Here is a 25,478-nt window from a genome sequence, read left to right on the forward strand (position 1 = left end):
ATGTGCCCTTATAGGGCTTAGGAAAAACCACCAGCTAAGCTGGTGGATATTTATTTGCCCTGGTTACAGAGCTGCTGGTATTACCCCATATTAGACAGAAAATGTATAATGTCTAGTTAATATACTCACTAAAAAATAAAACTAGAGCATTTTTAACTCTAGCTAATAAACGGAATATGGTATTATCATTACTGAATGAGATACTTCTTTGTATTACACAAAAGTATAATTGTGTGGAATTGATGACATTACCTTTGTATTGAAATGTTCCTTTTTCCTTTAATAGTAGTAGATACTCGTTCAAAATATTCTTCTGATGCTTTTATACCTGTCTTAGAAGTAAAATTCAAGTTTCTTTTTGATGTAGTAAGATCATAATTCCTATTTATTTCCCCATAATATCTGCAATTCGTAATTTAAACTAATGTAGAAAATTTTCTAGCGGAAGAATGCGGCTTCAAGGCATTTTCAAGTATAATATTTATGCAAAAACATATGAATATTTAGTGCATGCAGTGTATATTACGAATTGCAGATTATACACTATATGAAACCTAGCATACTACTTTTGTAGGCCGGTTTACTTTTTTATATATTATCCATTTTAGTAAAGTTCGCATTTATTTATATGATAATAAAAGAAACATTTATATATATAGAGAAATGTAGAGTTAATTCGATATCATCAGTGTTTTATATCCAATTATGATTAGTATCAACATAATTGGATATTGAAGTATATTAAATTTTATAATATACTTTGTATATACTTGTTAAGAGTTATTAAAAACCATATTAGTAAGAACTAAAGAAACTATAGAAGCCTTTGGTTATAAGATAACTAAAAAAGTTGTACAAGGATCAAAAATTACTCAGAAGATGTTTTGTATTCTAAGGTTTATGGTCATTTAAATAAGAGGATATATTTAATGAGGAGGATAATATTATGGCAAATATTCTTTCTGTTGCAGGTTCAAATTCAAAGTATAAGTTACCTAATGCTAAACCTGCTGGATTCTGGGCTGGTTTATGGCATGGACTAATATCACCTATTACATTTATAATTAGTATATTTAATCCTAAGGTAAGAATCTATGAAATAAATAATAGAGGGCGTTTATATGATTTTGGTTTCATTTTAGGGGTTTCGATTTCATTTGGAGGAAGTGCTTCCATGTCAACGAAATAGTTCTTGATACATATTTATTAGTGACACTCCTTTAAAAAATAGTTTAGTGGAAAGTTTAAACTTACTTGATATACTTAAGCCAGAAATTATAGCAATTTTAATTTTTGAATTTGACCTTATAAGAGAAGTTAGAAGGAATTCTGGAAAATTTGCAAACAAAATTATGATAAGATTGGTAGTGTAGTAAAAACGAATTATCGCAAAATTTAATAAGGTTACTTCCACAGAATGGATGTTGTGTGGAACTCACAGCTCAGGTATAAAACCTTGGTATATAAGGGGTTATACCTATTTTTTATACTCTAAAATATAAAATCGAAATTTTTAATTACGCATAATGTAATATATATAGATAATAAGTGTAATTAATTGGAGGTAAAAATGGAAAGAGTAGAACCAATAAGATAGGTTAAAAAAATAAATGATTTAAAGAAGTATTTAATTGGATCAGGAAACATGAGAAATTATGCTTTAATAGTTTTGGAACTTAATTCAGCATTAAGAATATCAGATATGCTTTCACTTACCTGGTCTATGGCTCTTATTTCTTTTGCTCCACCTGTGGCTTTGATGAGTTTGTCATGAAGTTTTAAAATATATTCAATTGAAATGTACTTCATTTAGCTAATTCCTCAAATGCTTCCATGTTCTCTTCTAATATTCTATCAGCAATATTATCTAACTTTTCTTCTTCTGATATAGCATTTTTACTGAATTCTTCAAAATCAAAAATAACATATTTTCAATGATTTTTCTATGGAAAGCTGTTTTCGGGATATAAAACAGTATGATGAAATAATAAGCATGAATTATTGTTTAAAAGGCAAGTATGAATGTGAATTTAGAGACGACTCCCTTATTTATATTGGAGAAAGTGATTTGGCTGTAAATTCTTTTAAAAACAATGTATTGAAATATTAGTGAAAAAATTAATAAAAGTTTGATATAATAAAATTAATAAATCAATTAAAGTATAAGGGCGTGAATAACTTTTGACAAAGAAACATGATTTTGATGCAGCCTGGAAAACAATATTGGAAGCTTTCGAAGTAGAAATAGTAGAATTACTTTTTCCGGAGCTTTTTTATGAAATAGCATGGGAACTTGGAACGGAGTCTTTAGATAAAGAATTAAGTGAAATACAAAAAGAGATAATTTTTTGGAATATTTATTTTTAATTGAAGACTCAGAGTTGGAAGGTAAATATGAGGAATTTAAAAAATCACAGGGAGGTGTATTTAGCATGTCTGTTGATGAAATAAGGAAAATACACTACACACAAAAAGGCAGAGAGGAAGGAAGAGAAGAAGCTAGGTTAAGGGATGTAGAAAGGGTTTTAAAACTGATTAATAAAAAGTTTAATTATTCAGATAGAACTTTTAATGAGAGGATAAAAAAAGCAAGTAGTAATGAACTAAATTTAATTATTGAAAATATTTTAGATATAGAAAAATTAGAAGATATAGATGGATATTTATCATGATTAGGGCAGCGGCTCTCCTTGGGACAGTAGCCAAGTTCGGGCAGATCCTTCACAAAGAAATGTAGAAAAATTGAAAAATTCGTGGCTCATACCGGATTTAGTAAATGTTACAGCTGCAGTTGTCATTTTAATTGCAGCCATGAATTTATTGAAAATTTACCTAAGGGATATGAACTCTTATTGGAGAAGGGGAGTTTATTTGTCCGACGGCGAGGAGCAGTGGGTATCTGTTGCAATGGCAATTTTAAAAAATTCTCCTATACTTGTTTTGGATGAGGTATCGTTACTTAAATGGTTCTCCTGCAATATTGTTTTTCAAATTTTTTACCTTCAGAGTTTTACCAAAAGTGGAACTTTGTAAAATAACACTGTAGTTACAAATTCCTTTATTGTGTTGAAAATAACTGTAGGACAGGGTCATTGATTGTACCGCCTTTATTTTTAACAGAGATTGGGTTTTATTAAAGCTATTGCAGCACATATAGACCATATTTTTATCCATGCCAAAAGCAGTGTTTTTAAACTCTAAATGTCCCATGACAAATAAGAATAATAAGATTATTAAACTGGGTAATACAAATACAGGTTTTATAAAAAAGCAGATAATTGCTATAACAGCCCAGAGTATAAATTTTTTATATAAAAATCTAAAGTAAGTATGTTTCTGGGGCTTGTTCACTTCTCCGCTATATTCAAATTCTCCAAGTATATTTTTAAAAATATCTTTTTTTAACGAATCACTACATATTGGATAGAGTATAGCTTTTTCACCTTTTTCATCTCCATAGCCTATATTTTCAATTTCCAAGGTGAAAAATTTAAAATGCTGCATCAAAATACTTTGTTTTATGTGTATGCCTTTTACTTTTGTTTTGTCAAAGGAGTAATTTTTTTTATTTGCAATGCCATAATTTACATAAATATTTTTCTCGTCAGCCCACAGTTTAAAATTATAATACTTAAAGACATTATATATAATAGATAAAAAAATACTTATAAATATTAAAACAAACAGTAAAAATATTATTATTGTTATACTGTGATAGAGATCATTTTTTTCCAGTTGATTAATATATTTTGAAGTATTTATATTGATAAAGGACTTTAAATAATCCTCAAAAAATTGTTCTGCAACAAATAACAGTCCAATTCCTTTAAAGAGTGAATTTGAAATAAGTGAATATATAAATAAATGCTTTGTATCTATAATATAATGATAATTATCCTGTGTTTTTTGAGAATCATACTCCTGATTTTTTAGCAGAATATTTCTTAGGCTTTCTGCCCTATTTTTATTTAAAGTAAATTTTAGTTCGCTTCCACTGGTAGAGGTATCTCCTGTATCAATTTTAATAGTGGCTACCTTGAAAAGTCTTTCTAAAAGCTTCTGGGAAATATCTATTGTATTAATTCTATCTAAGGGGATTTCAATTTTTTTTATACTAAAAACCCCTTCTTCATGATATATTGAGTTCACTTTTACTATAAAAAAATTTCTTCTCCATGCTGCCAGTTCACATAAAAGTATAAGTATAATTAAAATGGATAGTATTAAGATGGATTTTATAAGTCCTGTTTTGGTTGCTAAAAACCCTATTAGTATGATTCCAAGGGGTATAAAATTTTTAATCATATTTATAAAATTATAAAATAGTCTTAAAATATGGTTTCTTTCTATGTTAGACAACTACATCACCTGCTTCTATAACTTTTTTGAGATTTTCTGTGATTTTTTCTGCTTTCTCCAAAGGCAGTGCAGGTATTTCATAATGGCCTCCTGCAGTTATTATATTTACAGAAGTTATTTTATAGATTCTTTGAATGGGACCTTGTTTTATTTTTAAATTTTGAATTCTTGAGATAGGGATTATTGTCTTTTCTCTTATGATAATACCCTTTATTAATTCAACTTTATCTTCAAATATGGCATACCTCCATTGTTCATACTCTAAAAAGGATCCTATAAAAGTATCTGCTATGGAGATGGATATTATAATCAATGCTAATATATAGACTATATATTTAACTAAAAGGATATGCCCAAATTTTGGGATAAGAAACAGCTGCATTACTAAAGTATAAATAGCAATAATTATGATGCTTGTTATAGCTTTTGATATTATCCATGTTTTTATAGCGTTTTTATGAATTCTTTCATAGGTTTTAGGCTCATTTTCTATATTCATATTATCTCCTTGCATGTTATGAATTTTTTATACTCACTATTATATTTTATAATAGCAGGTACTCATTATCAATAATATAACTGCAAAACTGTTATGAGATTGTGCTGGCTACTGCAATTTCTTTTGAAGTTGAATTTTTTAAGGCTTTCAGCTTGTTAAAAATCTGTCATATAAAAGCAGGGTAAGACAGGAAATTTTAATATATTAATGATAAGGTATTTACATCGATAGGCTCTATGCCACATGCAATACAGAATATATGGTCAAGAATTTTTGAAGAGTGGTTTCCGTCAGTGGGATTTGAGCATGCAGATGCACCTGAACTTGAAGTATATCCTCTTGGAGATCTATCATCAAAGGATTACAAATGTGAAATATGGATACCCGTAGTAAAAAAATAATCAAATGATTCTTAGATTCAGGTGGAGTTTGTTTATGAGAAATACTTTCTCCATCTGAATCTTAGAAGAACTTAATAATAATTTTAACATCATTAATAAAAAATTCACATTAAAATAATATTATTGCCATAATTTCGTAACACATTCATTATTATAATTAAATAAATAAATTTAAATGTGGATAGAGGTGAAAATTTTATTAATGAAAATGAAAAATGTATTAAAAAAGTTTCAAATTTTATTGTTATCAGTATTTTTACTTTTAGGAAGCAGTTCTGTTATTGCCAAAGAACAGTCTTATAATATTGTTAATAATAAATATGTTCTATCAAACTACTGCTTTCCAGGCTCAGATTTAATCCATCCAATCCAAGATTATCAGTCTCAAAATAATGAAACTACAATAGATCTTCCCGATAATACAGAGAAATCCAGCAATTGGGCGGGATATATAGTTACACCTGCTTCTGAAAGTGATAGTTATACTAGTATCTCTGGAAGTTGGACAGTTCCCAGTATTTCTTCAAATAATGAAAATACGGTGGCTGCACAATGGATTGGCTTAGGTGGAATAGATTCTTCAGATTTACTTCAAATGGGAACCATGGAAGAGCTAGAAAATGGACAACCTGTTGCAGTAGTATTTTGGGAGCAATTACCTGATGTTGCCCAAAATATAATGACCATACCAATTAATTCTACTATTAGTGTGAATATATATAATTCATCAGGTTATACATGGAATCTTACATTTACAGTCACTACACCTAGTGCTGAAGTAAAAACTCAAACTATATCCACTACATTAGATTCTTCTTATGCTGAAGGAATTGGTACATCAGCAGAGTGGATAAGTGAAGATCCGTCAGATGTATACGGACAACTTGTGCCTCTGGCAAATACAGATGTAGTAAAGTATGAATCTGCAAAAGTTAATGGCAATTCTTTGAGTGACTCTAGTAATACAATTTGTCCTGTTGCAATGGAGTCAAGTAGTGGAAATATTGTGATTTATCCTTCTTCATTGGGAGTAGATGGGGAATCTTTTACCACAACTACAGCAGTTTCTAATGGTAATTCAAATAATAGACCAGATAATAATCAAAATTATGTCCCTAACTTTAGACATAGATTTAATAATACTCCACCAGGGCAAAGGCGTATAGATAATCTTAGTGGCCGATTCCATTTTCAGAAGAGTCCATAACATTACTAATTTATTATAATACAAGTTTTTATCCGAATGCGGCAATTAGCTAATACTCTCATCTTTTTCAAAGTAGGAGATAAGCACTGCTACGCGTCTGGATAAGTTCTTCTTAGGTTCAGATGGAGAAAAGCATTCATCTATAGCAAACTCCACCTGAACCTAAGGATTACTTGATGTGCTTTATTTGTTACACACTATTTTGATACTTTATCTCCCTCGGCAGCTTCTGCCTCTGCTTTGGTAACATGAACTGTGCCGCGTGGATGCTTGGGTGGTGCATAAATAGAATAAACTTTAAGAGGTGTATTACCTGTATTTACAACATTATGCCATGTACCAGCAGGTATCATAATTGCAAAGTCATCATAAACTTTTGCTTGAAAATCTAAATTATGTTTGCTGTTTCCCATTTTAACAAGTCCGTGCCCTTCTTCAACACGTATGAATTGATCAACGTCAGGATGAATTTCAAGACCTATAGATTCCCCTACAGGTATGCTCATCAAAGTAACTTGAAGATGAGATCCTGTCCATAAAGCAGTACGGAAAGTATTATTTTTACTGGTGGCTTTATTAATATCGACTACAAAAGGTTGTGGTCCATAATCTCTTAATTGAATTGAATTCTCATTTTTTGCAGAATGTGAAGAATCAAGTCTTGAATAATACTCAATTCCATCATCGTAAGGAATGTATGGATCATTATATACCCGCCAAAAATCCCAAGGATAAATTGTACTTACAAAGTAAGGACAGGGATAAATATCATAAGTATTATACATACTATCTGAAGCGTAGTTTTGTGTGTTTCTACAGTAGTGACGTGGATACGTCCTATAATTATTATACATATTTTTTCTTCCTCTCATAATCTTACAAAATTATAATATGTTATAATTTCTAGAAATGTGATCATGGGAATTATAACTTATATTTTATATCCTGTGGGATAAGATAAATGTAGCTGCAAAAATGAAATGGTATGCAAAATTGCAACATAAGTATATATGGCATAAACGCTCTTGTATTATACAAAAATTTAATAATTCTGTTGCATTAATGCAATAAAATTATTTGGAAAATCTATATATCCTTAAAATCAGGGTATCTTTTAAGGTGGCATGGTAATTGCTTTAGTTAATGTAATCAATATATTTTTGGAGGGATATACTCATGGAAAAACTAGATAAATTCAACAAGATAATTTGTGATACCTTAAATATAAAGGATACAGCTGATATTAAAGACGATTTGGGGCCGGATGAAATAGAAGCATGGGATTCTTTAGCCCACGTAGAACTGGTTACAGCGCTGGGAGAAGAATTCGGGGCAGATTTTGATGTAGTGGATATATCTAGAATGTACACTATTGGAGACATTAAGAAGATATTAAAAAAATATGGAGTAGAAATATGACCTTTACAGACTATATTTTTGAAAAGTCTAAAGATTTAGACGAAGTAGCGATAATAGATAAAAGTAAAATAAGTTACAGGGAAATTTATGGGGGCGTAAATTATGTAACTTATTTATTGCAGGAAAATGGATGTTCAAAAAAAAATAGTGTACTTGTTATTTCAGACAATTCTGTTTTTTTTATAAAAACTTATTTTGGAATAATTAAAAATGGAAGCATATGTGTCCCTGTAAACCCCACTATATCTGAAAACGATATGAGGTATATTATGGATATTTTAAAAATAAAGATAGTATTTTGCCAGAAAAAATACAGAAATAAAGTGGAGAAGATAGTCTGTAGGGACACCATGGTGTATAGTGAGGAAAGTGTTTGGGCAAGTAAAGATGAAACTAATTCAAGAGGCTTTATAGATGAAAAAGAAGATACGGCACTTATTATGTTTACATCGGGTTCTACTTCAGAACCAAAAGGGGTAATGCTTACTCATTATAATCTCATGTACAATACCAATTCCATAATAGAGTATTTGAAATTGACTAAAAATGACAGAGTGGAAGTGGTACTTCCCTTCTACTATTGTTATGGAACATCTCTTTTGAACACACATTTTAGATGTGGGGGAAGCCTTGTAATAAATAATAGATTTATGTTTCCGGAAACAGTTATAGAAGATATAAAAAAATATAACTGCACTGGTTTTGCAGGAGTACCAAGTACCTATCAGATATTACTTAGAATGACCAGTATTAAGACGGCCAAACTACCTTCACTAAGGTATGTAACCCAGGCAGGCGGCAGGCTCCCAGAAGTATTCATATCGGAACTATGTGAAGCACTTGAAGAAACTGATGTATACATTATGTATGGACAAACTGAGGCTACAGCCAGATTGTCATATCTTCCTCCAGAGCAGATTAAAAATAAATTGGGTTCCATAGGACGTGGTATTCCGGGAATAGAGCTTGTGGTAATAAATAAAGAAGGAAATCCTACCTCTGTGGGAGAGGTTGGAGAAATAGCTGCAAGAGGCGGAAATATAATGAAGGGATATTTTAATGACCAGGAAGAGACAAAAAAGGTGCTAAAAAATGGTCTTTTGTACACGGGAGATTTAGCTTTTAGGGATGAAGATGGATATATATTTGTGGTTTCAAGGGAAAAAAATATAATAAAGTGTGCGGGAAATAGAATAAGTCCTAAGGAGATTGAAAACACTATATGCAGCATAAAGGAAGTGGTTGAGTGTGCTGTCATAGGGGTTGAAGATGATATTCTAGGAGAGGCTATAAAGGCTTTTGTGGTTTTAAAAGATAAAAATTCTTCTATAGATGACAAGTATATAATTGACTATTGTTCTTCAGTATTACCAAGATACAAGTTGCCTAAATATGTTCAGTTTTTATCACAGCTTCCCAAAAATTCTTCGGGAAAAGTATTATTTGCAAAATTGAAAGACATGTAAAATAAGTATGGAAATAGGTGAGATATGCTGTGGATATGAAACTTTTAATAGAAAATATAATTTTCAGGGATCAATTTGAAATGTTTCAGGAAGAAAAAGAAAGTATGCTGCTTGAAATAATTAAAGAACAGCTTGCATTAAATGAAGTGAATCCAAATGTAAAGAGTATGTATGGGAAACTTTCAATAGATATTTCTAAAATTTCAAAGCTTAGCCAGGTGCCTTTTATTCCAGTAAATATGTTTAAGATATTTGACCTTTTAACCTGCAGAAAAGAAGATGTAATAAGAGTATTGAATTCCAGTTCCACAACTTCAAAGACTCCAAGTAAGATATATCTGGATAAAGGTACATCTATAAGACAATCTCAGGCACTTATAAATATATTAAAGAGTTTTTTAGGAGTTACCAGAAAGCCCCTTTTAATTTTAGATACGGCAGGTGTAAACAAGAACAAGGAAGTGTTAAATGCCAGGGGGGCGGCAGTGAGAGGAATCAGTAATTTTGCCAGCAGTATAACCTATGCTATGGACGAAAAAGATGGAGAGCTTGAAATAAATCTGTCTAGGCTAAGGAAATTTGAAGAAGAGAATAAAAACAGGGAAATATTGGTTTATGGATTTACCTATATAATATGGAGTAAATTTGTAACACAGTTAGAGGAAAAAAATATTAAATTATCCTTGCCTAAAATGAAACTTTTACACAGCGGCGGGTGGAAGAAACTTGTGTCAGAAAGTGTTGAAAAAGAGGAATTTAACAGAGTGACAGCTGAGATATTTGGTACTGAAAAAAGTAATATAATGGATTTTTATGGAATGGTGGAACAGCTGGGTGTGGTGTTTGTGGATTGCGAATGTGGATATAAACATGTACCGGATTTTGCAGATATTATAATAAGAGATTTCAATACTTTAGATGAAGTAGAGATTGGACAACAGGGAATAATAGAAGTCTTGAGTATCCTTGGAACCAGTTATCCTTCTCAAGGTATTTTAACAGAAGATGTAGGTAAATTTATGGGAGTTGATGATTGCAGATGTGGAAGACGGGGAAAATATTTTAAGTTTAGATCTAGAATAGAAAAAGCTGAAACAAGAGGCTGTGGAGATACTTTTGCAGAAAGGGAGGAGAAAAAATGATAGATTGTTATTCATTGGATGGATACCTTTATGAAAAAGAGATAAGCTTCAATAGTTTCAGTCGTGTAAATGATATTTTGAAATCAAACTTAAAATTATTAAATTCTATGCCCACCCAGGCTATTGTACTTATATTGGATGAGTATAGTAAAAAATTGTGCAGAGATAGACAGCTTCTAAAAATTCAAGGAGTATCCTATTTATCTTTTTATTTTAGAAGATCAAATATAGAAAAGTTAATAAAAATCAATTTGAAGGATAAAAAATATTTAGATGAATTTATATCCATAGGAAATGATAAATTTGTAAAAGCACAGGGTAGGGGAATAAGCTGTCACTGGATAGCGGGAAATGTAAGCACTCTTGCACTTTATTCAATTTTTCAATCGCTTATAGCAAGGAATTCAAACCTTGTAAAAGTTCCTGAAAAAAGTATGGCCCTGGTTTTAAGACTGCTGAAGCTTCTGGATGATATACAGGTAGTTTATGAGGAAAAAATATATGATTCTAAAGATTTACTTAAAAATATATGTTTAGTATATTTTCCGAGGGAAGATGAATCCTTAAATAAATCCATGTCCATTATGGCAGATGCAAGAATTGTATGGGGAGGAGAAGATGCAGTAGATTACATCACATCACTTCCTAAAAAAACCACCTGTAAAGACTTGGTATTTGGACCAAAGTATTCTTTTGCCCTATTTGACAGAGATGTTCTTGAAAGTGATAAATGTTTTTCATATATGGATAAACTAGTGAAGGACATAGTCTTATTTCAGCAAAAAGCCTGTTCTTCTCCCCAGGTACTATTTGTTGAAAAAAGCCGTGTTCCCCTGAAAGATATAATTAAGATGTTAAAAAGATCCTTTGAAAAGATAAATAAAAGATATAATGATTTGCTTGATGAAAGTATCTGTGTAAAAATTATAAATGAAAGAGGAATATACAGTCTTGACCCTGATAAAGATATCTGCTGCAGCAGGGGACTTGAATATACCATTTTAATTAATGACAAAATAGTATTGGAAGAACCTGTAGGTGGAAGATGTATTTTTGTAAAGGAAATAAACAGTATATTTGATGTAGAGAATTTGATTACCCGGAGAATTCAAACTATAGGTTATGCTATTTTAGATAAGAGTAAACTTTTTAAATTTGCAGATAAGGTTACATCACTTGGCGTAAATAGGGTGGTAAATGTGGGAACTATGAATATTTATGATTCTCCCTGGGACGGAAATTTTATGATAAATGAACTTGTAATGTGGTGCAGTCTGAATATTTAGTTTAAGATTGATTTATATGTGGAAGGAATATAAATTTATGAGAGGTTTAACTATTGATGAATTAAATATTGGAGATAGAGGTTGTATTGAAAAAGTTGTAACTTGTGAAGATGTATATTCATTTGCAAAAATAACTGGAGATTTCAATCCTCTTCATACAGATAAATTTAAATATAAGGATAAATTTAAAAAAAGAATAGCCCATGGCATATTGTTAACCGGTTATATATCAGCCTGTATAGGCATGAAATTTCCAGGACCAGGAACCATATATTTAAGCCAAAATTCCAAATTTAATTTACCCGTATATTTTGGAGATAATATAAAGGTGGAAGTAGAGGTTTTGGAAATATATAAAAAAGAAAATATAGTAAAACTAAAGACAACTTGTATAAATCATAATAACAGTAAAGTTCTAACAGGTGAAGCTTTCGTCATGCCTCCATTAAAATGATCAAAAAAATTACAGTAAAAGCATATGTATATCTATTGTGGTAATTTTTTGTTTATATGGGAATAAGGTATAAGCCTAAAAACATTGTTGACTTAAAAATTTTTTTCATATATACTGAAAACTAATGACAGTGATGAGGCGGCTTCAAAATGTAAATATTTTATATAATTTTCATAAATTGTATGAAATATTTTTAGGAGCTGCAGGCGGTTAAAATAGAGAAGAGGATTCATGAGGATTCTCTTTTTATTTATGGCTAAATTAAAAAGTTACTATGGTTTGTGTAATTTGAAAGGGGATTGTAATATGAAGAATAAGGAATTATTGGATTTTGATGATTTGCATAAGGGGAAAAAAGTATTGGATCCAACAGTAAAGCAGTTATATCAGGTTATTGAAAATTCTTATGATGGTATATATATAACTGATGGAGATGCAAATACTATATTTTTAAATAAGTCCTATGAGAAAATTACTGGAATGAAAAGAAGTGACATGATAGGAAAGAATATGAGGTACCTTGTAGAGAATAAATATCTTTCCCAGTCTGGTACCCTTTTGGTTCTTGAAAGTGGGAAAAATGCTACTGTAGAACAAAAATTTAAAACTGGTAAAACAGTGCTTGTTTCAAGCAGTCCTATTTTTAATGACAAGGGAGAAATAACAATGGTAGTTACAAATGTAAGAAATGTTACAGAGCTTTATGAGCTTAAGGAACAGATGAAAAAGAACATGGAACTTACCCAAAAATATTACTCCCAATTGGAAGGAATGCGTCAACAACTTCTTAGATTTTCAGATATCATAGCAAAAGATGAAAAAATGCTTAATACATTGGAAATGGCCAGAAAAGTAGCTAAGGTAGATACTACCGTACTTTTACTTGGAGAAACTGGTGTGGGTAAAGAAAAAATAGGGAAGTATATACATAAAAACAGCAGCAGAAGTAATAGAAGTTTTATAAAAATAGATTGTGGATCCATACCTTGTAATCTTATAGAATCAGAACTTTTTGGATATGAAAAAGGAGCCTTTACAGGTGCAAATAAAGGAGGAAAAATAGGACTCTTTGAACTAGCAGATGGAGGAAGTATTTTTTTGGATGAAGTTGGAGAACTTCCTCTGGATATGCAGGTAAAGTTGTTGAGAGTGCTTCAGGAGGGTGAAATCAAAAAAGTAGGGGGAACAGATACTATTAAAATTGATGTAAGGGTAATTGCGGCCACCAATAGAAATTTAAAGGAAATGGTAGAGAAGAAAACCTTTAGGGAGGATTTATACTATAGATTAAATGTAGTGCCTATTACAATTTTGCCTCTTAGGGAAAGAAAAGATGATGTTGAGCCTCTTATAAGTCATTTTATGTGTGTATTTAATAAAAAATATGACTTTAATAAGATAATTACCACTGCAGCGGTGGACTCTTTAAAAAAATATAAATGGCCGGGAAATGTAAGGGAGTTAAAAAATATAATAGAGAGAGTTATAATTATGAGTTCGGGAGACAAGATACTGAGAAGTGATTTGCCTATTAAGGAAGTCTGGGATAGTGATGTATCAGGCAGTAATATGTGGAATGAAAACTTGACTTTAAAAGAAGCAGTAGAAAATTTAGAGGAATCTATAATAGAAAGTTCACTGGAGAAACACGGAAATGTAAGGGATGCTGCTAAGGAGCTGGGAATAAATGCTTCTACTTTAGTAAGAAAGAGAAAAAGGTATAAAAATAAGCATGTGTTGCAAAAGTAAAATTTGTTGCAATTATGCATACAAAACATTCAATTGACAATATGAGCAGGCAAGCAGACTCTTATGGGCACATAAGGGTCTTTTAATTGCAATATTGCAGCAAAAGTATAATTTTGTTATACAGATTATAGATGAAATAAAGCATTGAAATTTTTAGAATATAGGCTTATACATAGTTTGTAAAATTTTTTTAAAGATCATATAAAAATTTGGCATGAAAATTGCTAAATAATATAGTGTAATCAAAAATATATTTATTTATGAAAGGAATGATTTTCATGTCTTTAATGACTGGAGAAGAATATGTAGAAAGTTTACGTAAATTGAAATTAAACGTTTATTATTTGGGAGAGAAGATAGACAATCCAGTAGACAATCCTGTACTTCGTCCATCTTTAAATTCTGTTAAAATGACTTATGATTTAGCCAAGCAGCCTGAATATGAGGATTTAATGACAGTAACATCAAATATAACAGGTAAAAAAATAAATAGATTCACAAATTTGCATCAAAGCAGTGAAGATTTAGTGAAAAAAGTTAAAATGCAGAGATTGTGCGGACAAAAAACTGCAGCTTGTTTCCAAAGATGTGTTGGTATGGACGCATTTAATGCTGTATACAGCACTACTTTTGAAATAGATAAAGAATATAACACCAATTATTTTGAAAATTTCAAGAAATTTTTAGCATATGCTCAAGATAACGATTTAACAGTAGATGGAGCTATGACAGATCCAAAAGGAGACAGAGGATTGTCACCAAGCAAACAGGCTGATCCAGATTTGTATTTAAGAGTTGTAAAAAGAAGAGAAGATGGTGTAGTTGTAAGAGGAGCAAAGGCTCACCAGACAGGTATATGTAATTCTCATGAGGTACTGGTTATGCCGACTATTGCTATGAGACCTGAAGATAAAGATTATGCAATAGCTTTTTCTGTTCCTACAGATGCAGAAGGAATAACTATGATAATTGGAAGACAGTCCTGTGATACTAGAAAAATGGAGAAAGATGCTGACATAGATGTTGGTAATAGAGAGTTTGGCGGAGTAGAGGCATTAGTGGTATTTGACGATGTGTTTGTTCCAAATGACAGGATATTTTTAAATGGCGAAACTGAATATGCAGGAATGATGGTAGAAAGATTTGCAGGGTATCATAGACAAAGTTATGGTGGATGTAAAGTAGGAGTAGGAGATGTATTAATAGGTGCTGCTGCGGTAGCTGCTGACTATAATGGAGCTGCTAAAGCATCTCATATAAAAGATAAATTAATAGAGATGATGCATTTAAATGAAACTCTTTATGCTTGTGGAATCGCCTGCTCAGCTGAAGGACATGCAACAAAAGCTGGAAATTATCAAATAGATCTACTTCTTGCAAATGTATGTAAGCAAAATGTAACAAGATTTCCTTATGAAATCGTAAGATTAGCAGAAGATATAGCTGGAGGATTAATGGTTACTATGCCTTCTGAAAAGGATTATAAGAGTCCTGAAGTAGGAAAATATGTAGAAAAGTACTTAGTAGGAGTTGCCTCTGTGCCTGTTGAAAACAGAATGAAAATACTTAGATTAATAGAAAATTTATGTCTTGGTACAGCAGCAGTAGGATACAGAACTGAATCCATGCATGGAGCAGGTTCACCTCAAGCTCAGAGAATAATGATATCAAGACAGGGAAATCTAGCACAGAAAAAGATACTTGCTAAGAATATAGCCAGAATAGAAGAGTAAAGAAAAGGTGGCTTTTCACCTTTTCCCTAAAAATGGGGTGCTGTATTTTATGAAGGAAAGAGTATTAAAAATAATTGAAGAAAAGGTAAGACCTTATTTGAACAGCCATAATGGAGATATTGAAGTTGTTGAAGTAAAAGAGGGTATAGTTAAAGTAAAGCTTTTAGGTCAATGCAGTGGCTGTATTTCAGCTAAGTATACAGTACAGGATTTAGTGGAAGGTTCCATAAAAGATGAAATTCCTGAAATAAAGTCAGTAGAGGTTATAGATTACATAGATGAAGATACCTTGAATCTGGCAAGAAAAATATTAAGTAAGCATCATAAGTAAGGTGAGTATATTTTGGATATAGGAATTAAATATTGCGGTGGATGTAATCCCAAATATGATAGAAAACAATTTCTATATAATTTAAAGGAAAACTTCAATTGTAATTTTGAAATAATCGAACCACATAAAACTTACGATGTAGTCATAGTTTTATGTGGATGTACCAGTTGCTGCATTGATCATAGTAAGTTTAAATTTAAGTTTGAGAAAATATTGGTGAATTCTGAAGAAGATTTTAATGAAGTTAAAGGTATATTAAATAAATATTTAAACAGACAGTATATGGAGGAGATAATTTTTATGGAATGGGAAGATATATATAAAGAAAAGCTGGTAAGTGCAGAGAAGGCTGTTTCGAAAATAGAAAACCACAGTAGAGTAGTTTTTTCACATGCAGTGGGAGAGCCATCAGATTTAATAAATGCACTGGTTGAAAATAAAGAAAATTATATAGGACTTGAGATAGTTCACATGGTAGCCATGGGTAAGAGTGATTATGTGAAAAAGGGTATGGAAAAATATTTTAAACATAATGCCTTATTTGTAGGTGGAAGTACCAGAGAGGCAGTGAATTCAGGAAGAGCAGATTATACACCTTGTTTTTTCTACGAAGTGCCAAAATTATTTAAAGAAAAACGGCTGCGTGTAGATGTGGCACTTATTCAGGTAAGTGAGCCAGATGAATATGGCTACTGCAGTTTTGGAGTTTCCAATGACTATACTAAGCCGGCAGCAGAAAGTGCCAGTCTTGTAATTGCAGAAGTAAATAAAAATATGCCAAGGACACTTGGAGATTCTTTTATACATGTATCAGATATTGATTATATAGTGGAAGTTTCACACCCATTAATAGAATTGCAGCCACCTAAATTGGGAGAAGTGGAAAAAGCTATAGGAAAGAACTGTGCATCTTTAATTGAAGATGGATCTACTCTTCAGCTTGGAATAGGAGCTATACCAGATGCTGTGCTTATGTTTTTAAAGGACAAGAAAGATCTTGGAATACATTCTGAGATGATATCAGATGGTGTAGTGGAATTGGTAAAGGCAGGAGTTATTAATAACAAGAAGAAAACTCTTCATCCAGGTAAAATAGTTGTAACATTTTTAATGGGGACAGAAAAATTGTATAATTTTGTAAATAATAATCCAATGGTAGAAACTTATTCTGTAGACTATGTAAATAACCCACTGGTAATTATGAAAAATGATAATATGGTTTCAATAAATTCCTGTGTTCAGGTGGATTTAATGGGACAGGTATGTTCTGAAAGTGTGGGATTAAAACAGATAAGTGGAGTAGGAGGCCAGGTAGATTTTATTAGAGGAGCTAATTTGTCAAAGGGTGGAAAGGCAATTATAGCTATCCCTTCTACAGCAGCTAAAGGCAAGGTTTCAAGAATAGTTCCACTTTTAGATGCTGGAGCTGCAGTTACAACTTCAAGAAATGAAGTGGATTATATAGTAACAGAATTTGGGGTTGCTAATCTTAAAGGAAAAACCTTAAAAAATAGAGCTAAAGCACTTATAAATATTGCACACCCTAATTTTAAGAAATCTTTAAAGAAGGAGTTTGAAGCTAGATTTAATTGTAAATTTTAGTTAAATTATAAATTTAAAATATATTGTAAAGGAGAAAATTTATGTTACGAAAAAGAGAATATGGAAAGGAACAACCGTATATGGCGGCAGGACCGTTTAAAATACGTGTTCCAGGGATCCACTATAAGTTTGAAATAGCAGATTATATTCAGGGACTTCTAATGTGTGCTGTCTGTCTTGGAGCAATTCCTATGCTTCAGCAATATTTGGGCATGCCCTTTGAAGTTGCATTAGCTATTGTTGTCCTTAATGGAATATTTTATTGTGCTCATGTTTTCCTGGGAGATCCGGTTGTACCTGGATGGGTTACTCCCGCTATACCACTTTTGATACTGTATGTAAGCGAATTTCCAATGGGACCTGAAAGGGTACAGGCATTGATTGCCTTTGAATTAAGTCTTGGAATCTTAGCTGCGTTTCTTGGAATTACCGGTTTAGGCAAGAAGGTTATTACATTAATACCTAATTGTATGCAGGCAGGTATTATAATGGGAGCCGGTCTTGCAGCTGTAAATACTGTATTCGGAAAAGGCGGTCACTTTGATAAATTTCCACTATCTATTGTAATCTGTATAGGACTGGCATTTTATTTATTATTTTCAAATCATTTTAAGAGTATAAGAAATAAGAGTAAATTTCTTAAAACGATATCTAATTTAGGAATATTACCTTGTGTATTATTGGCGGTTTTTGTAGGTCCTATTGTAGGGGAAACTGTATGGCCAACTATTAAATGGGGATTTTCAAATCCTTCTTTTGGTGAACTTTGGAGTCACTGGACATTTTGGTCTATAGGTTTTCCTCCTCTAAAGATGTTTATTCAAGCAATACCTATGGTATTTTCAGCATATGTAATATTATTTGGTGAAATGATTCAGGCACAGGCTCTTATTGAAGATGCAGCTAAATCACGACCAGATGAATTAATAGATTATAATCCTAACAGATCTCATTTAATATTTGGATTACGTAATATGGCAATGTCACTTATAGGACCTGATATAACTATGTGTGGACCTCTCTGGGCAGCAATGCAGGTTGTCGTGTGCGATAGATATAAACATGGTAGAAAAGCCATGGATTCAATAAATGGTGGTGCAGGTTCTTTTAGATTTGGTACTTTAACAGGATATTTTCTTATGCCTATAGTTACTTTTGTTACACCTGTTTTAAGCATAGCACTGGCACTTACCATGTTGATTCAAGGATATGTTTCCGTAAGGATAGGTATATTGAAGTCACGTACTATGAATGACTTGGGAATTGCTGGTGTAATGGCAGCTGTAATAGTTGCAAGAGGTGCTGCGTGGGGTCTTGGCGTTGGTATAGTGCTCAGTTTATTGATATTACTCGGTAATAAAAAGAATTTGGACGTAAACGTTTTTGCACCACAAGAAGAAAAATTGGAAGTTAAGGAAGAAGCTTAAAATTTTATACAAAACATAACAAATCCATCAGAGAACCGCCAGTTTGTAACTGGTGGTTTTCTGGTGGATTTGTATTTATATAACATATGAGCCTGGTATTTCTGATACTACCTGTGAAAAAGTTTTCATCAATTCTATTGCTTCATGATATAATAAGAATAATAGAAAATTATTTTCATAATAATTTTGAATGGGGGTGTATAAAAGTGAAAATGGATTTTTCTCTTAATTTAACTCAGGAACAAAGATTGGCCATGACCCAGGAAATGCAATTATCTATAAAGTTGCTCCAAATGTCAAGCTTTGAACTCCAGGAATATGTGGAAAAAGAACTTCAGGAAAATCCTGTGCTTGATATTAAAGAATCCAGTGTGGATAAAGTAGAGAAAGATAAACTTGAGTATAAAGAAATTATAAAAAATCTGGATTTTGACAACTATAGCCATCATAATTATAATGGAAACCCTGACGAGGAAGTATCTCCCTTTAATTTTATTTCTGAAGAAAAGTCTTTAAAAGAGTATTTGAAAGATCAAATAAGAGATCTTGATGAAAACCAGTGTATAAAGACAATATGCTTATATATTGTAGAAAATATAGATGATAGAGGATATTTAATATTGGAGAATAGGGAAATAGAAGAAGAACTGAAAATTTCAAAAGAACTGGCAGCATATTGTGTAGAAGTGATTCATTCTTTAGAACCCTATGGAATAGGAGCGAGAAATTTAGCCGAATGCTTAAAAATACAGATAAAACAAAAAGGTATGGATGAGGAAAATATATTTATAATAATAGATAAATACTTGGAATTCATAGCAGAAAATAAATATAATGTTATAGCAAAAGAGTTGAATATAGATGTGAAGCAGGCTCAGGAATATGGAGATTTAATAAAGACACTTTCTCCTAAACCTTCCCGGGGATTTTATACAGGAGAAAGTGTAAGGTATATATCACCAGATGCATATATAAAAAAAATAGATAATGAATATTTTATAATTATGAATGATGATTTAACACCAAGATTGACCATAAATGCAATGTATAAAGATATAATAAATAACGATACTGACAAAGATGCAGTAAGCTATGTAAAAGAAAAACTAAACAGTGCATTGTTTTTAATAAAAAGCATACAGCATAGAAAAAGTACTATTTATAAAGTTCTGGAAAAGATACTGGAAGTTCAAAGGGATTATTTCGATTATGGAGAAAATTATCTAAAGCCTATGACTTTAAAAGAAATAGCAAATAGTACAAATATGCATGAATCTACTGTAAGCAGGGCTATAAGAGATAAGTATATACACATAAGCAGGGGTACAATAAAAATAAAGGATTTGTTTACTACAGGTATGATTACAAGTTTTAAAGAGGAGAGTGTATCAAGTTTAATTATTAAAAATAACATTAAAAAAATGATAGATGAAGAGGATAGGAAAAAACCACTATCTGATCAAAAAATATGTGATTTAATTAATAAGCAGGGTATGAATATTTCAAGGAGAACTGTGGCTAAATATAGAGAAGAAATGGGTATAAAATCATCAAAAGGGAGAAAAAGATTTTAATTCTCCCTTTTATAGTTGAAGATAATAATCAATTGTTAAGATCTAAATACGACTTCTTCTTTGGAAAACATAAATTTTGCCAAAAATACGGTAGCTATCACATATACAATATGCCAGAGTAAAACCACTGTAATATGAGAAGGGTTAAATACTCCTGCAATAGCTTCTTTCATAACTACCACTGCATTTACTATGGGGATATTAAAAAATAAAAAACCTATATTTTTTGAATCCATCATAAAAGGTATGTAAGTTAAAATCATTACAGGAATTATAAATCCACCAAGATAGGTATTTGCCTCTTTCATGGAACGGGCAAACATACTTATGGATATTTCTATGGAGCTTAGTGCTATTAATACAAACAGAGATACTATGCCTATAACCATAAAAGCACCTATGGGAATACTTAATTTCCCTTCTGAGGAAAATATGTAGAGCATGGAGACTATCATGGAAGTTAATGTAACTATTAATGTAATAAGTGCCACAGATGAAATTGCCATAAGTTTTCCCCAAAATATAGACATTCTTTTCACAGATGTGGATAAAAGTGCTTCAAAGGTGTTTCTTTCTTTTTCACCTGCCACAAGATCAGCAGCTATTCCTATGGTGGGACTTATCATAAAAATAATTAATATAGTAGGTAGTACACTTAAAATTCCAAAAGCTATGGTATTATCATTTTGATTATCTAAAGTTTCCTCTTTTACTTGAAAAGGAGTTAATATATCTGTATTAATTTCTTCTTCATTCAATCTTTCATATACAATAGATTTATTATAATTATCTAAAGTGTCTTTTATAAGTGAAGATGCCAGAGAGGATTTACTGGAGTCTTTGTCATATATTATTTTGACAGTGGTCTTAATTTTATTGGAAATTTTTAAGTCAAAGTCTTCAGGAGCTTCAATTATAAGGGATATTTTTCCCTTTTTCAGTTTTTCATTTGTATTGCCTGTATTATCTATAGTTATGTTATTTAGATTTTTTAACATAGTGTATACTGAAGAACTTTCACTGCCTTTATAGGCAATAGTTATATTTTTTTCAATGGATTTTGTGGTGTCTTTCATGGTAAAATCTATTATTTTAAACATGGCAGGATACATTATAATAGGTAATAGTATAGTGAACACAAGAGTTTTCTTATCCCTGAAAATATCCATAAGTTCTTTCTTGAAAATTATCCAAAAGTTATTCATGGACATTACCTCCTATTAATTTTATAAATACTTCTTCCAAGTTGCGATCGTTATATTTTTTCTTCAATTGATCTACGGTTCCCTCTTCTATAAGTCTTCCTTTTTGGATTATTATAACTCTATCACAGAGTTTTTCTACTTCTGTCATGGAATGAGAGGATAAAAGAATTATTTTATTTTCACTTTTGCATTTCAAAATAAATTCATGTATTACTCTTGTTGCGGAAACATCCAGTCCGGTACTTGGCTCATCAAACAACATTACTTCTGGAGAATGTATTATAGACCTTGCTATGGATACCTTTTGCTTCATTCCCCTTGAAAATTTGCCTGCTTTTCTATTTATGTATTCTTCCATTTCAAGATCTTTTATGAGTTCTTCTATTTTTTTATTTATTTCTTCTTGAGTCATTCCATAGAGACGCCCAAAATATTCAATGTTCTCTCTAGCTGATAATCTATCATAAAGTCCAACCTCACCTCCAAATAAAATGCCTATTTCTCCTCTCACCTTGGAAGGTTCTCTAATTACATCATATCCATTAACCTCTATAGTTCCCCGGGTAGGTTTTAACATAGTGGAAATCATTCTTAAAGTGGTAGTTTTTCCGGCACCATTTTCACCCAGAAGGCCTACTATTTCTCCTTTACTTACATGGAAAGATAGATTATCTACAGCTTTTATATCTTTAAATTCTTTACTTATATTTTTTATTTCAAGCATTCATATCCCTTCTTCTATAAGACATATACTATTAAGTTACTATATAAGTGTGTATTTTTCAATATTTATCAAGTAATTTTTAAGTTTGGTAGAGTTTGTCTATAAAAAAGTACCTAGATTTAATTTGTGTAAATCTTAGGTACTTTGTTCTATTTGACATTTATGTTATCAAGGATTGTATTGTATAAATTAGCCACATGTTTTCCCAGTCGTTTGGTTAGTTGTTTATCTATATCAAATTTTATGTCTGTTTTAGTACTTGTTTCTTCTAAGAGGTTAAAATGGCCAAGGGCTGCTACGGCCAATTGCAGGGCAATTTCTTCTTTAGTCAAATTATCATCTCCTCTCTTTAGAAAATTTGTTTCAAACTATTATATATATATATTCCACATTGGTATGATTTATAAAATTATTTTATAATATTTTACAGTAAAATTTTAGGGGAGAATGCTCATGTAAAAATTTTTACATGCCTTCCCCTGTTATAAATTTAAGAACCTATAAAATCTCCGCCATTTACATGAATTATTTGACCGGTAACATAAGTGGAATCTTCTGATGCTAGATAAACATATATAGGGGCAAGTTCAACAGGCTGTCCCGATCTTTTCATAGGAGTATCTGTACCGAAAGTTGTAATATATTCAGCTGGATAACTTGCAGGCTGAAGTGGAGTCCAGATAGGTCCTGGAGCTACTCCGTTAACTCTTATTCCTTTTGATACCAGTGAAAGAGATAATGAGCGGGTGAAACTTACAATGGCACCTTTGGTAGATGAATAATCAATAAGAAGTTTACTCCCCTGATAAGCTGTAATAGAAGTTGTATTTATAATCACAGCTCCTTTTTTCAAATAAGCTAAAGCAGCTTTAGTAACATGAAATAATGGAAATATATTTGTACGAAAAGTATCCTCCAATTGCTCTGTACTAATATCTTCCAGTTTGTTTTGTGGAAATTGTACAGCTGTATTATTAACTAACACATCCAAACATCCAAAAGCAGAAATAGTATCTTCAACTATTTTTTTACAGAAGGATTCTTTTCTCAAATCACCAGGGAGCAAGATGCATTTTCTGCCCTGGTCCTCTATTAATTCTTTTGTTTCTCTTGCATCCCTATGTTCGTTAAAATATGCAATGGCAACATCTGCCCCTTCCTTTGCAAAGGCTAAGGATACAGCTCTTCCTATGCCACTGTCACCTCCTGTGATTAGGGCAACCTTGTCTTCTAACTTGCAACTTCCTATATAATCTGGATTGTCAAATATAGGTCTTGGAATCATTAAATATTCCATACCTGGTTGAACTGACTGATGCTGAGGGGGAAATGCAATGGGTATTTTTTTACATTGTTCTTTATAACCTAAATATGGATAGTAAAACTTCAAATATACTCCTCCTAAAAATATCTACCTTAATATCATATGTACATATTTTATTTGTGTTATAAAATTTAAAGATAGAAAATAAGAGTCAGCTTAGAATCTAGATTATAAGATAAAACTTTTGCTTTTTATTTATGTCTTTATCTGAATCTAAGAATCACTTGATAATTTAAATATATTTGTAAGTTTGTTCATATCCTCGGATAGAACCACCAGTTCGCCAGAAGTACTGTCAATTTTATTAAATAAGGTTTCTTGTATATTCAGTTTTCCCTTAATATCATTTGAAACATCAATTCCTGATTCAACAGTTGAATTCATACTATCTATAGTTGCACTCATTTCTTCAAGAGCAGCTGCTTGAGTTGTAACTCCCTCAGTTATAGTATTTAACATACTAAAGGTATTTTCAATACTGTCAATAATTTCATCTATGTTTGTTTTTATCTGGTTGGATTTAGAGACCCCAAGTTCTACCTTTTCTTCTGTTGTCATAACAGCAGATACTACATTTCTAGTTTTTGCATTCATATCTTTAACAAGGTTACCAATATCCTGCAGGGAACTGTTGGTGTCTTCTGCAAGTTTTCTTATTTCCTCAGCTACCACAGAGAAGCCCCTGCCTGCCTCACCAGCTCTAGCGGCTTCAATAGCAGCATTTAAAGCAAGAAGATTTGTTTGTTCTGAAATTCCAGAAATAATAACAACAATTTCATCGATTTTATTACTTTGTTTTTCAAGTTCAAGTACCTCATCACTTACATCTTTTGAGTTTGAGGCAAGATCATTTATAGCGCCTACAATAGAATCAACGGAAACTCTACCATTTTCAGCAGCATACTTTACCGACTTTGCATATTCTAAAATTTTAGAAGCAAGTTCAGCCGTATTTTGTGAATTATCAGTTATATCAGATAATGAAATTGAAGTTTGTTTTATATTCTCAACATTTTGATGGAAATCAGATATAAGTTTTTTAATTCCTGTATTGATTTCATTTATATGAGCACTAGCCTGTCCGATTATATTATTCAAATCTTCAGAGGAAAAAGCTACTTTTTTAGAAGATTTTTGTATTTCCGATATTAAATTTTTTAAATTATTTTTTGCTTTTAAAAGGGATTCTATCATCTGGCCTGCTTCTCCATGATGAATAGTTTCAATGTTAACTGAAAGATCGTTGTTTGCAATGGAATCAGCAAGTATAATGCCTTTTTTTAAAGGCCTTATAATGACAAATTCTGACAGTGAACCTGCAATTGCTTCAAAAATTATAAAAAATAGTATAGCTTTGAAAATAATCTGCCCGGTCAGTATTTGAAAAAAATTATTATAAAGGTTATAGGATAAAGTAACTGCTATAGATATATTTGATACAAACATTGCAAAAAAAACTAAAAGCATAATACGAATACGTACTGAAACATCTTTAATTTTATTCATAATAACATTCATTCCTTTCGCTGTGCTCAAGGCACAAAAATTAATGAAAGAGTGATTAAAATTACCAATT

At 31.3% G+C, this 25,478-nt stretch carries 27 protein-coding genes; 18 read left to right on the forward strand and 9 right to left on the reverse strand.

Features of this window, described 5'->3' with window-relative positions:
- The first annotated feature begins 946 nt into the window (after positions 1-946).
- Positions 947-1,189, forward strand: coding sequence for a hypothetical protein (locus tag AB3K27_RS04910; protein ID WP_368490130.1), 243 nt, complete (start codon positions 947-949; stop codon positions 1,187-1,189).
- A 46-nt stretch (positions 1,190-1,235) separates the two neighbouring features.
- A complete protein-coding gene (locus tag AB3K27_RS04915; protein WP_368490131.1) occupies positions 1,236-1,373 on the forward strand; it encodes a hypothetical protein in 138 nt (45 codons plus the stop codon).
- Positions 1,374-1,653: 280 nt separating this feature from the next.
- Here AB3K27_RS04915 and AB3K27_RS04920 read toward each other — a convergent pair whose 3' ends face one another.
- The gene (locus AB3K27_RS04920) at positions 1,654-1,809 is read right to left on the reverse strand and encodes a death on curing protein (RefSeq protein ID WP_368490132.1); all 156 of its coding nucleotides are present in this window, start codon (positions 1,807-1,809) and stop codon (positions 1,654-1,656) included.
- A 136-nt stretch (positions 1,810-1,945) separates the two neighbouring features.
- On the opposite strand from AB3K27_RS04920, the gene AB3K27_RS04925 reads away from it, so the two are divergent.
- The 3 genes from AB3K27_RS04925 to AB3K27_RS04935 all read left to right on the forward strand — a co-directional run bounded on the left by AB3K27_RS04925 (position 1,946) and on the right by AB3K27_RS04935 (position 2,672).
- On the forward strand, positions 1,946-2,110 hold the full coding sequence (locus AB3K27_RS04925) for a hypothetical protein (protein WP_368490133.1): 165 nt from the start codon (positions 1,946-1,948) through the stop codon (positions 2,108-2,110).
- Positions 2,111-2,181: 71 nt separating this feature from the next.
- Entirely contained in the window at positions 2,182-2,367 is a 186-nt protein-coding gene (locus tag AB3K27_RS04930) for a hypothetical protein (RefSeq protein ID WP_368490134.1), read from the forward strand.
- Complete coding sequence (locus AB3K27_RS04935) at positions 2,349-2,672, forward strand: DUF4351 domain-containing protein (protein ID WP_368490135.1); 324 nt, start codon at positions 2,349-2,351, stop codon at positions 2,670-2,672. The genes AB3K27_RS04930 and AB3K27_RS04935 overlap by 19 nt, the downstream gene beginning before the upstream one ends.
- A 283-nt stretch (positions 2,673-2,955) precedes the next feature.
- Here AB3K27_RS04935 and AB3K27_RS04940 read toward each other — a convergent pair whose 3' ends face one another.
- Complete coding sequence (locus AB3K27_RS04940) at positions 2,956-4,359, reverse strand: PH domain-containing protein (protein WP_368490136.1); 1,404 nt, start codon at positions 4,357-4,359, stop codon at positions 2,956-2,958.
- Positions 4,352-4,858 carry a PH domain-containing protein gene (locus AB3K27_RS04945; RefSeq protein ID WP_368490137.1) on the reverse strand — a complete coding sequence of 169 codons (507 nt, stop codon included), beginning with the start codon at positions 4,856-4,858 and terminating at the stop codon, positions 4,352-4,354. Before AB3K27_RS04945 ends, AB3K27_RS04940 begins: the two co-directional genes overlap by 8 nt.
- Before the next feature lie 227 nt (positions 4,859-5,085).
- Between AB3K27_RS04945 and AB3K27_RS04950 the strand changes: the two genes are divergently transcribed.
- Together AB3K27_RS04950 and AB3K27_RS04955 are read left to right on the forward strand one after the other, a co-directional pair.
- Positions 5,086-5,259: a GyrI-like domain-containing protein gene (locus AB3K27_RS04950; RefSeq protein ID WP_368491173.1), complete on the forward strand. Its 174-nt coding sequence runs from the start codon at positions 5,086-5,088 to the stop codon at positions 5,257-5,259.
- Between the two features lie 202 nt (positions 5,260-5,461).
- On the forward strand, positions 5,462-6,466 hold the full coding sequence (locus AB3K27_RS04955; protein WP_368490138.1) for a G1 family glutamic endopeptidase: 1,005 nt from the start codon (positions 5,462-5,464) through the stop codon (positions 6,464-6,466).
- A 197-nt stretch (positions 6,467-6,663) separates the two neighbouring features.
- On the opposite strand, the gene AB3K27_RS04960 is transcribed toward AB3K27_RS04955, so the two are convergent.
- On the reverse strand, positions 6,664-7,320 hold the full coding sequence (locus tag AB3K27_RS04960; RefSeq protein ID WP_368490139.1) for a cupin domain-containing protein: 657 nt from the start codon (positions 7,318-7,320) through the stop codon (positions 6,664-6,666).
- Positions 7,321-7,642: 322 nt separating this feature from the next.
- Here AB3K27_RS04960 and AB3K27_RS04965 point away from each other — a divergent pair, with 322 nt between their 5' ends.
- From AB3K27_RS04965 to rpoN, 11 genes are all read left to right on the forward strand, one after another.
- Positions 7,643-7,885: an acyl carrier protein gene (locus tag AB3K27_RS04965; protein WP_368490140.1), complete on the forward strand. Its 243-nt coding sequence runs from the start codon at positions 7,643-7,645 to the stop codon at positions 7,883-7,885.
- Positions 7,882-9,351, forward strand: coding sequence for an AMP-binding protein (locus tag AB3K27_RS04970; RefSeq protein ID WP_368490141.1), 1,470 nt, complete (start codon positions 7,882-7,884; stop codon positions 9,349-9,351). The genes AB3K27_RS04965 and AB3K27_RS04970 overlap by 4 nt, the downstream gene beginning before the upstream one ends.
- A 35-nt stretch (positions 9,352-9,386) precedes the next feature.
- Positions 9,387-10,493, forward strand: coding sequence for an acyl-protein synthetase (locus AB3K27_RS04975; RefSeq protein ID WP_368491174.1), 1,107 nt, complete (start codon positions 9,387-9,389; stop codon positions 10,491-10,493).
- Positions 10,490-11,779, forward strand: a complete 1,290-nt coding sequence (locus AB3K27_RS04980; RefSeq protein ID WP_368490142.1) for an acyl-CoA reductase — start codon at positions 10,490-10,492, stop codon at positions 11,777-11,779. Before AB3K27_RS04975 ends, AB3K27_RS04980 begins: the two co-directional genes overlap by 4 nt.
- A 37-nt stretch (positions 11,780-11,816) precedes the next feature.
- The gene (locus AB3K27_RS04985) at positions 11,817-12,233 is read left to right on the forward strand and encodes a MaoC family dehydratase (protein ID WP_368491175.1); all 417 of its coding nucleotides are present in this window, start codon (positions 11,817-11,819) and stop codon (positions 12,231-12,233) included.
- 306 nt (positions 12,234-12,539) lie between these two features.
- Entirely contained in the window at positions 12,540-13,982 is a 1,443-nt protein-coding gene (locus AB3K27_RS04990) for a sigma-54 interaction domain-containing protein (RefSeq protein WP_368490143.1), read from the forward strand.
- 278 nt (positions 13,983-14,260) lie between these two features.
- Positions 14,261-15,715 carry a 4-hydroxyphenylacetate 3-hydroxylase family protein gene (locus AB3K27_RS04995; protein WP_368490144.1) on the forward strand — a complete coding sequence of 485 codons (1,455 nt, stop codon included), beginning with the start codon at positions 14,261-14,263 and terminating at the stop codon, positions 15,713-15,715.
- Between the two features lie 49 nt (positions 15,716-15,764).
- Positions 15,765-16,046 (forward strand): NifU family protein, encoded by a 282-nt coding sequence (locus AB3K27_RS05000; protein WP_368490145.1) that lies wholly within the window; start codon positions 15,765-15,767, stop codon positions 16,044-16,046.
- A gap of 300 nt (positions 16,047-16,346) precedes the next feature.
- Positions 16,347-17,648 carry an acetyl-CoA hydrolase/transferase family protein gene (locus AB3K27_RS05005; RefSeq protein WP_368491176.1) on the forward strand — a complete coding sequence of 434 codons (1,302 nt, stop codon included), beginning with the start codon at positions 16,347-16,349 and terminating at the stop codon, positions 17,646-17,648.
- Positions 17,649-17,689: 41 nt separating this feature from the next.
- Positions 17,690-19,075 carry a hypothetical protein gene (locus tag AB3K27_RS05010; protein WP_368490146.1) on the forward strand — a complete coding sequence of 462 codons (1,386 nt, stop codon included), beginning with the start codon at positions 17,690-17,692 and terminating at the stop codon, positions 19,073-19,075.
- 212 nt (positions 19,076-19,287) lie between these two features.
- Positions 19,288-20,649, forward strand: coding sequence for an RNA polymerase factor sigma-54 (gene rpoN, locus AB3K27_RS05015; RefSeq protein WP_368491177.1), 1,362 nt, complete (start codon positions 19,288-19,290; stop codon positions 20,647-20,649).
- Between the two features lie 35 nt (positions 20,650-20,684).
- Here rpoN and AB3K27_RS05020 read toward each other — a convergent pair whose 3' ends face one another.
- From AB3K27_RS05020 to AB3K27_RS05040, 5 genes are all read right to left on the reverse strand, one after another.
- Positions 20,685-21,854 (reverse strand): ABC transporter permease, encoded by a 1,170-nt coding sequence (locus AB3K27_RS05020; protein ID WP_368490147.1) that lies wholly within the window; start codon positions 21,852-21,854, stop codon positions 20,685-20,687.
- Entirely contained in the window at positions 21,847-22,578 is a 732-nt protein-coding gene (locus AB3K27_RS05025; RefSeq protein ID WP_368490148.1) for an ATP-binding cassette domain-containing protein, read from the reverse strand. Before AB3K27_RS05025 ends, AB3K27_RS05020 begins: the two co-directional genes overlap by 8 nt.
- Before the next feature lie 149 nt (positions 22,579-22,727).
- A complete protein-coding gene (locus tag AB3K27_RS05030) occupies positions 22,728-22,910 on the reverse strand; it encodes a hypothetical protein (protein WP_012103353.1) in 183 nt (60 codons plus the stop codon).
- Between the two features lie 158 nt (positions 22,911-23,068).
- Entirely contained in the window at positions 23,069-23,968 is a 900-nt protein-coding gene (locus tag AB3K27_RS05035) for an SDR family oxidoreductase (RefSeq protein ID WP_368490149.1), read from the reverse strand.
- Positions 23,969-24,115: 147 nt separating this feature from the next.
- Positions 24,116-25,438: a methyl-accepting chemotaxis protein gene (locus AB3K27_RS05040; protein WP_368490150.1), complete on the reverse strand. Its 1,323-nt coding sequence runs from the start codon at positions 25,436-25,438 to the stop codon at positions 24,116-24,118.
- Positions 25,439-25,478 lie beyond the last annotated feature (40 nt).

This window comes from Clostridium sp. BJN0013, assembly GCF_040939125.1.
Classification (GTDB): Bacteria; Bacillota; Clostridia; order Clostridiales; family Clostridiaceae; genus Clostridium_B.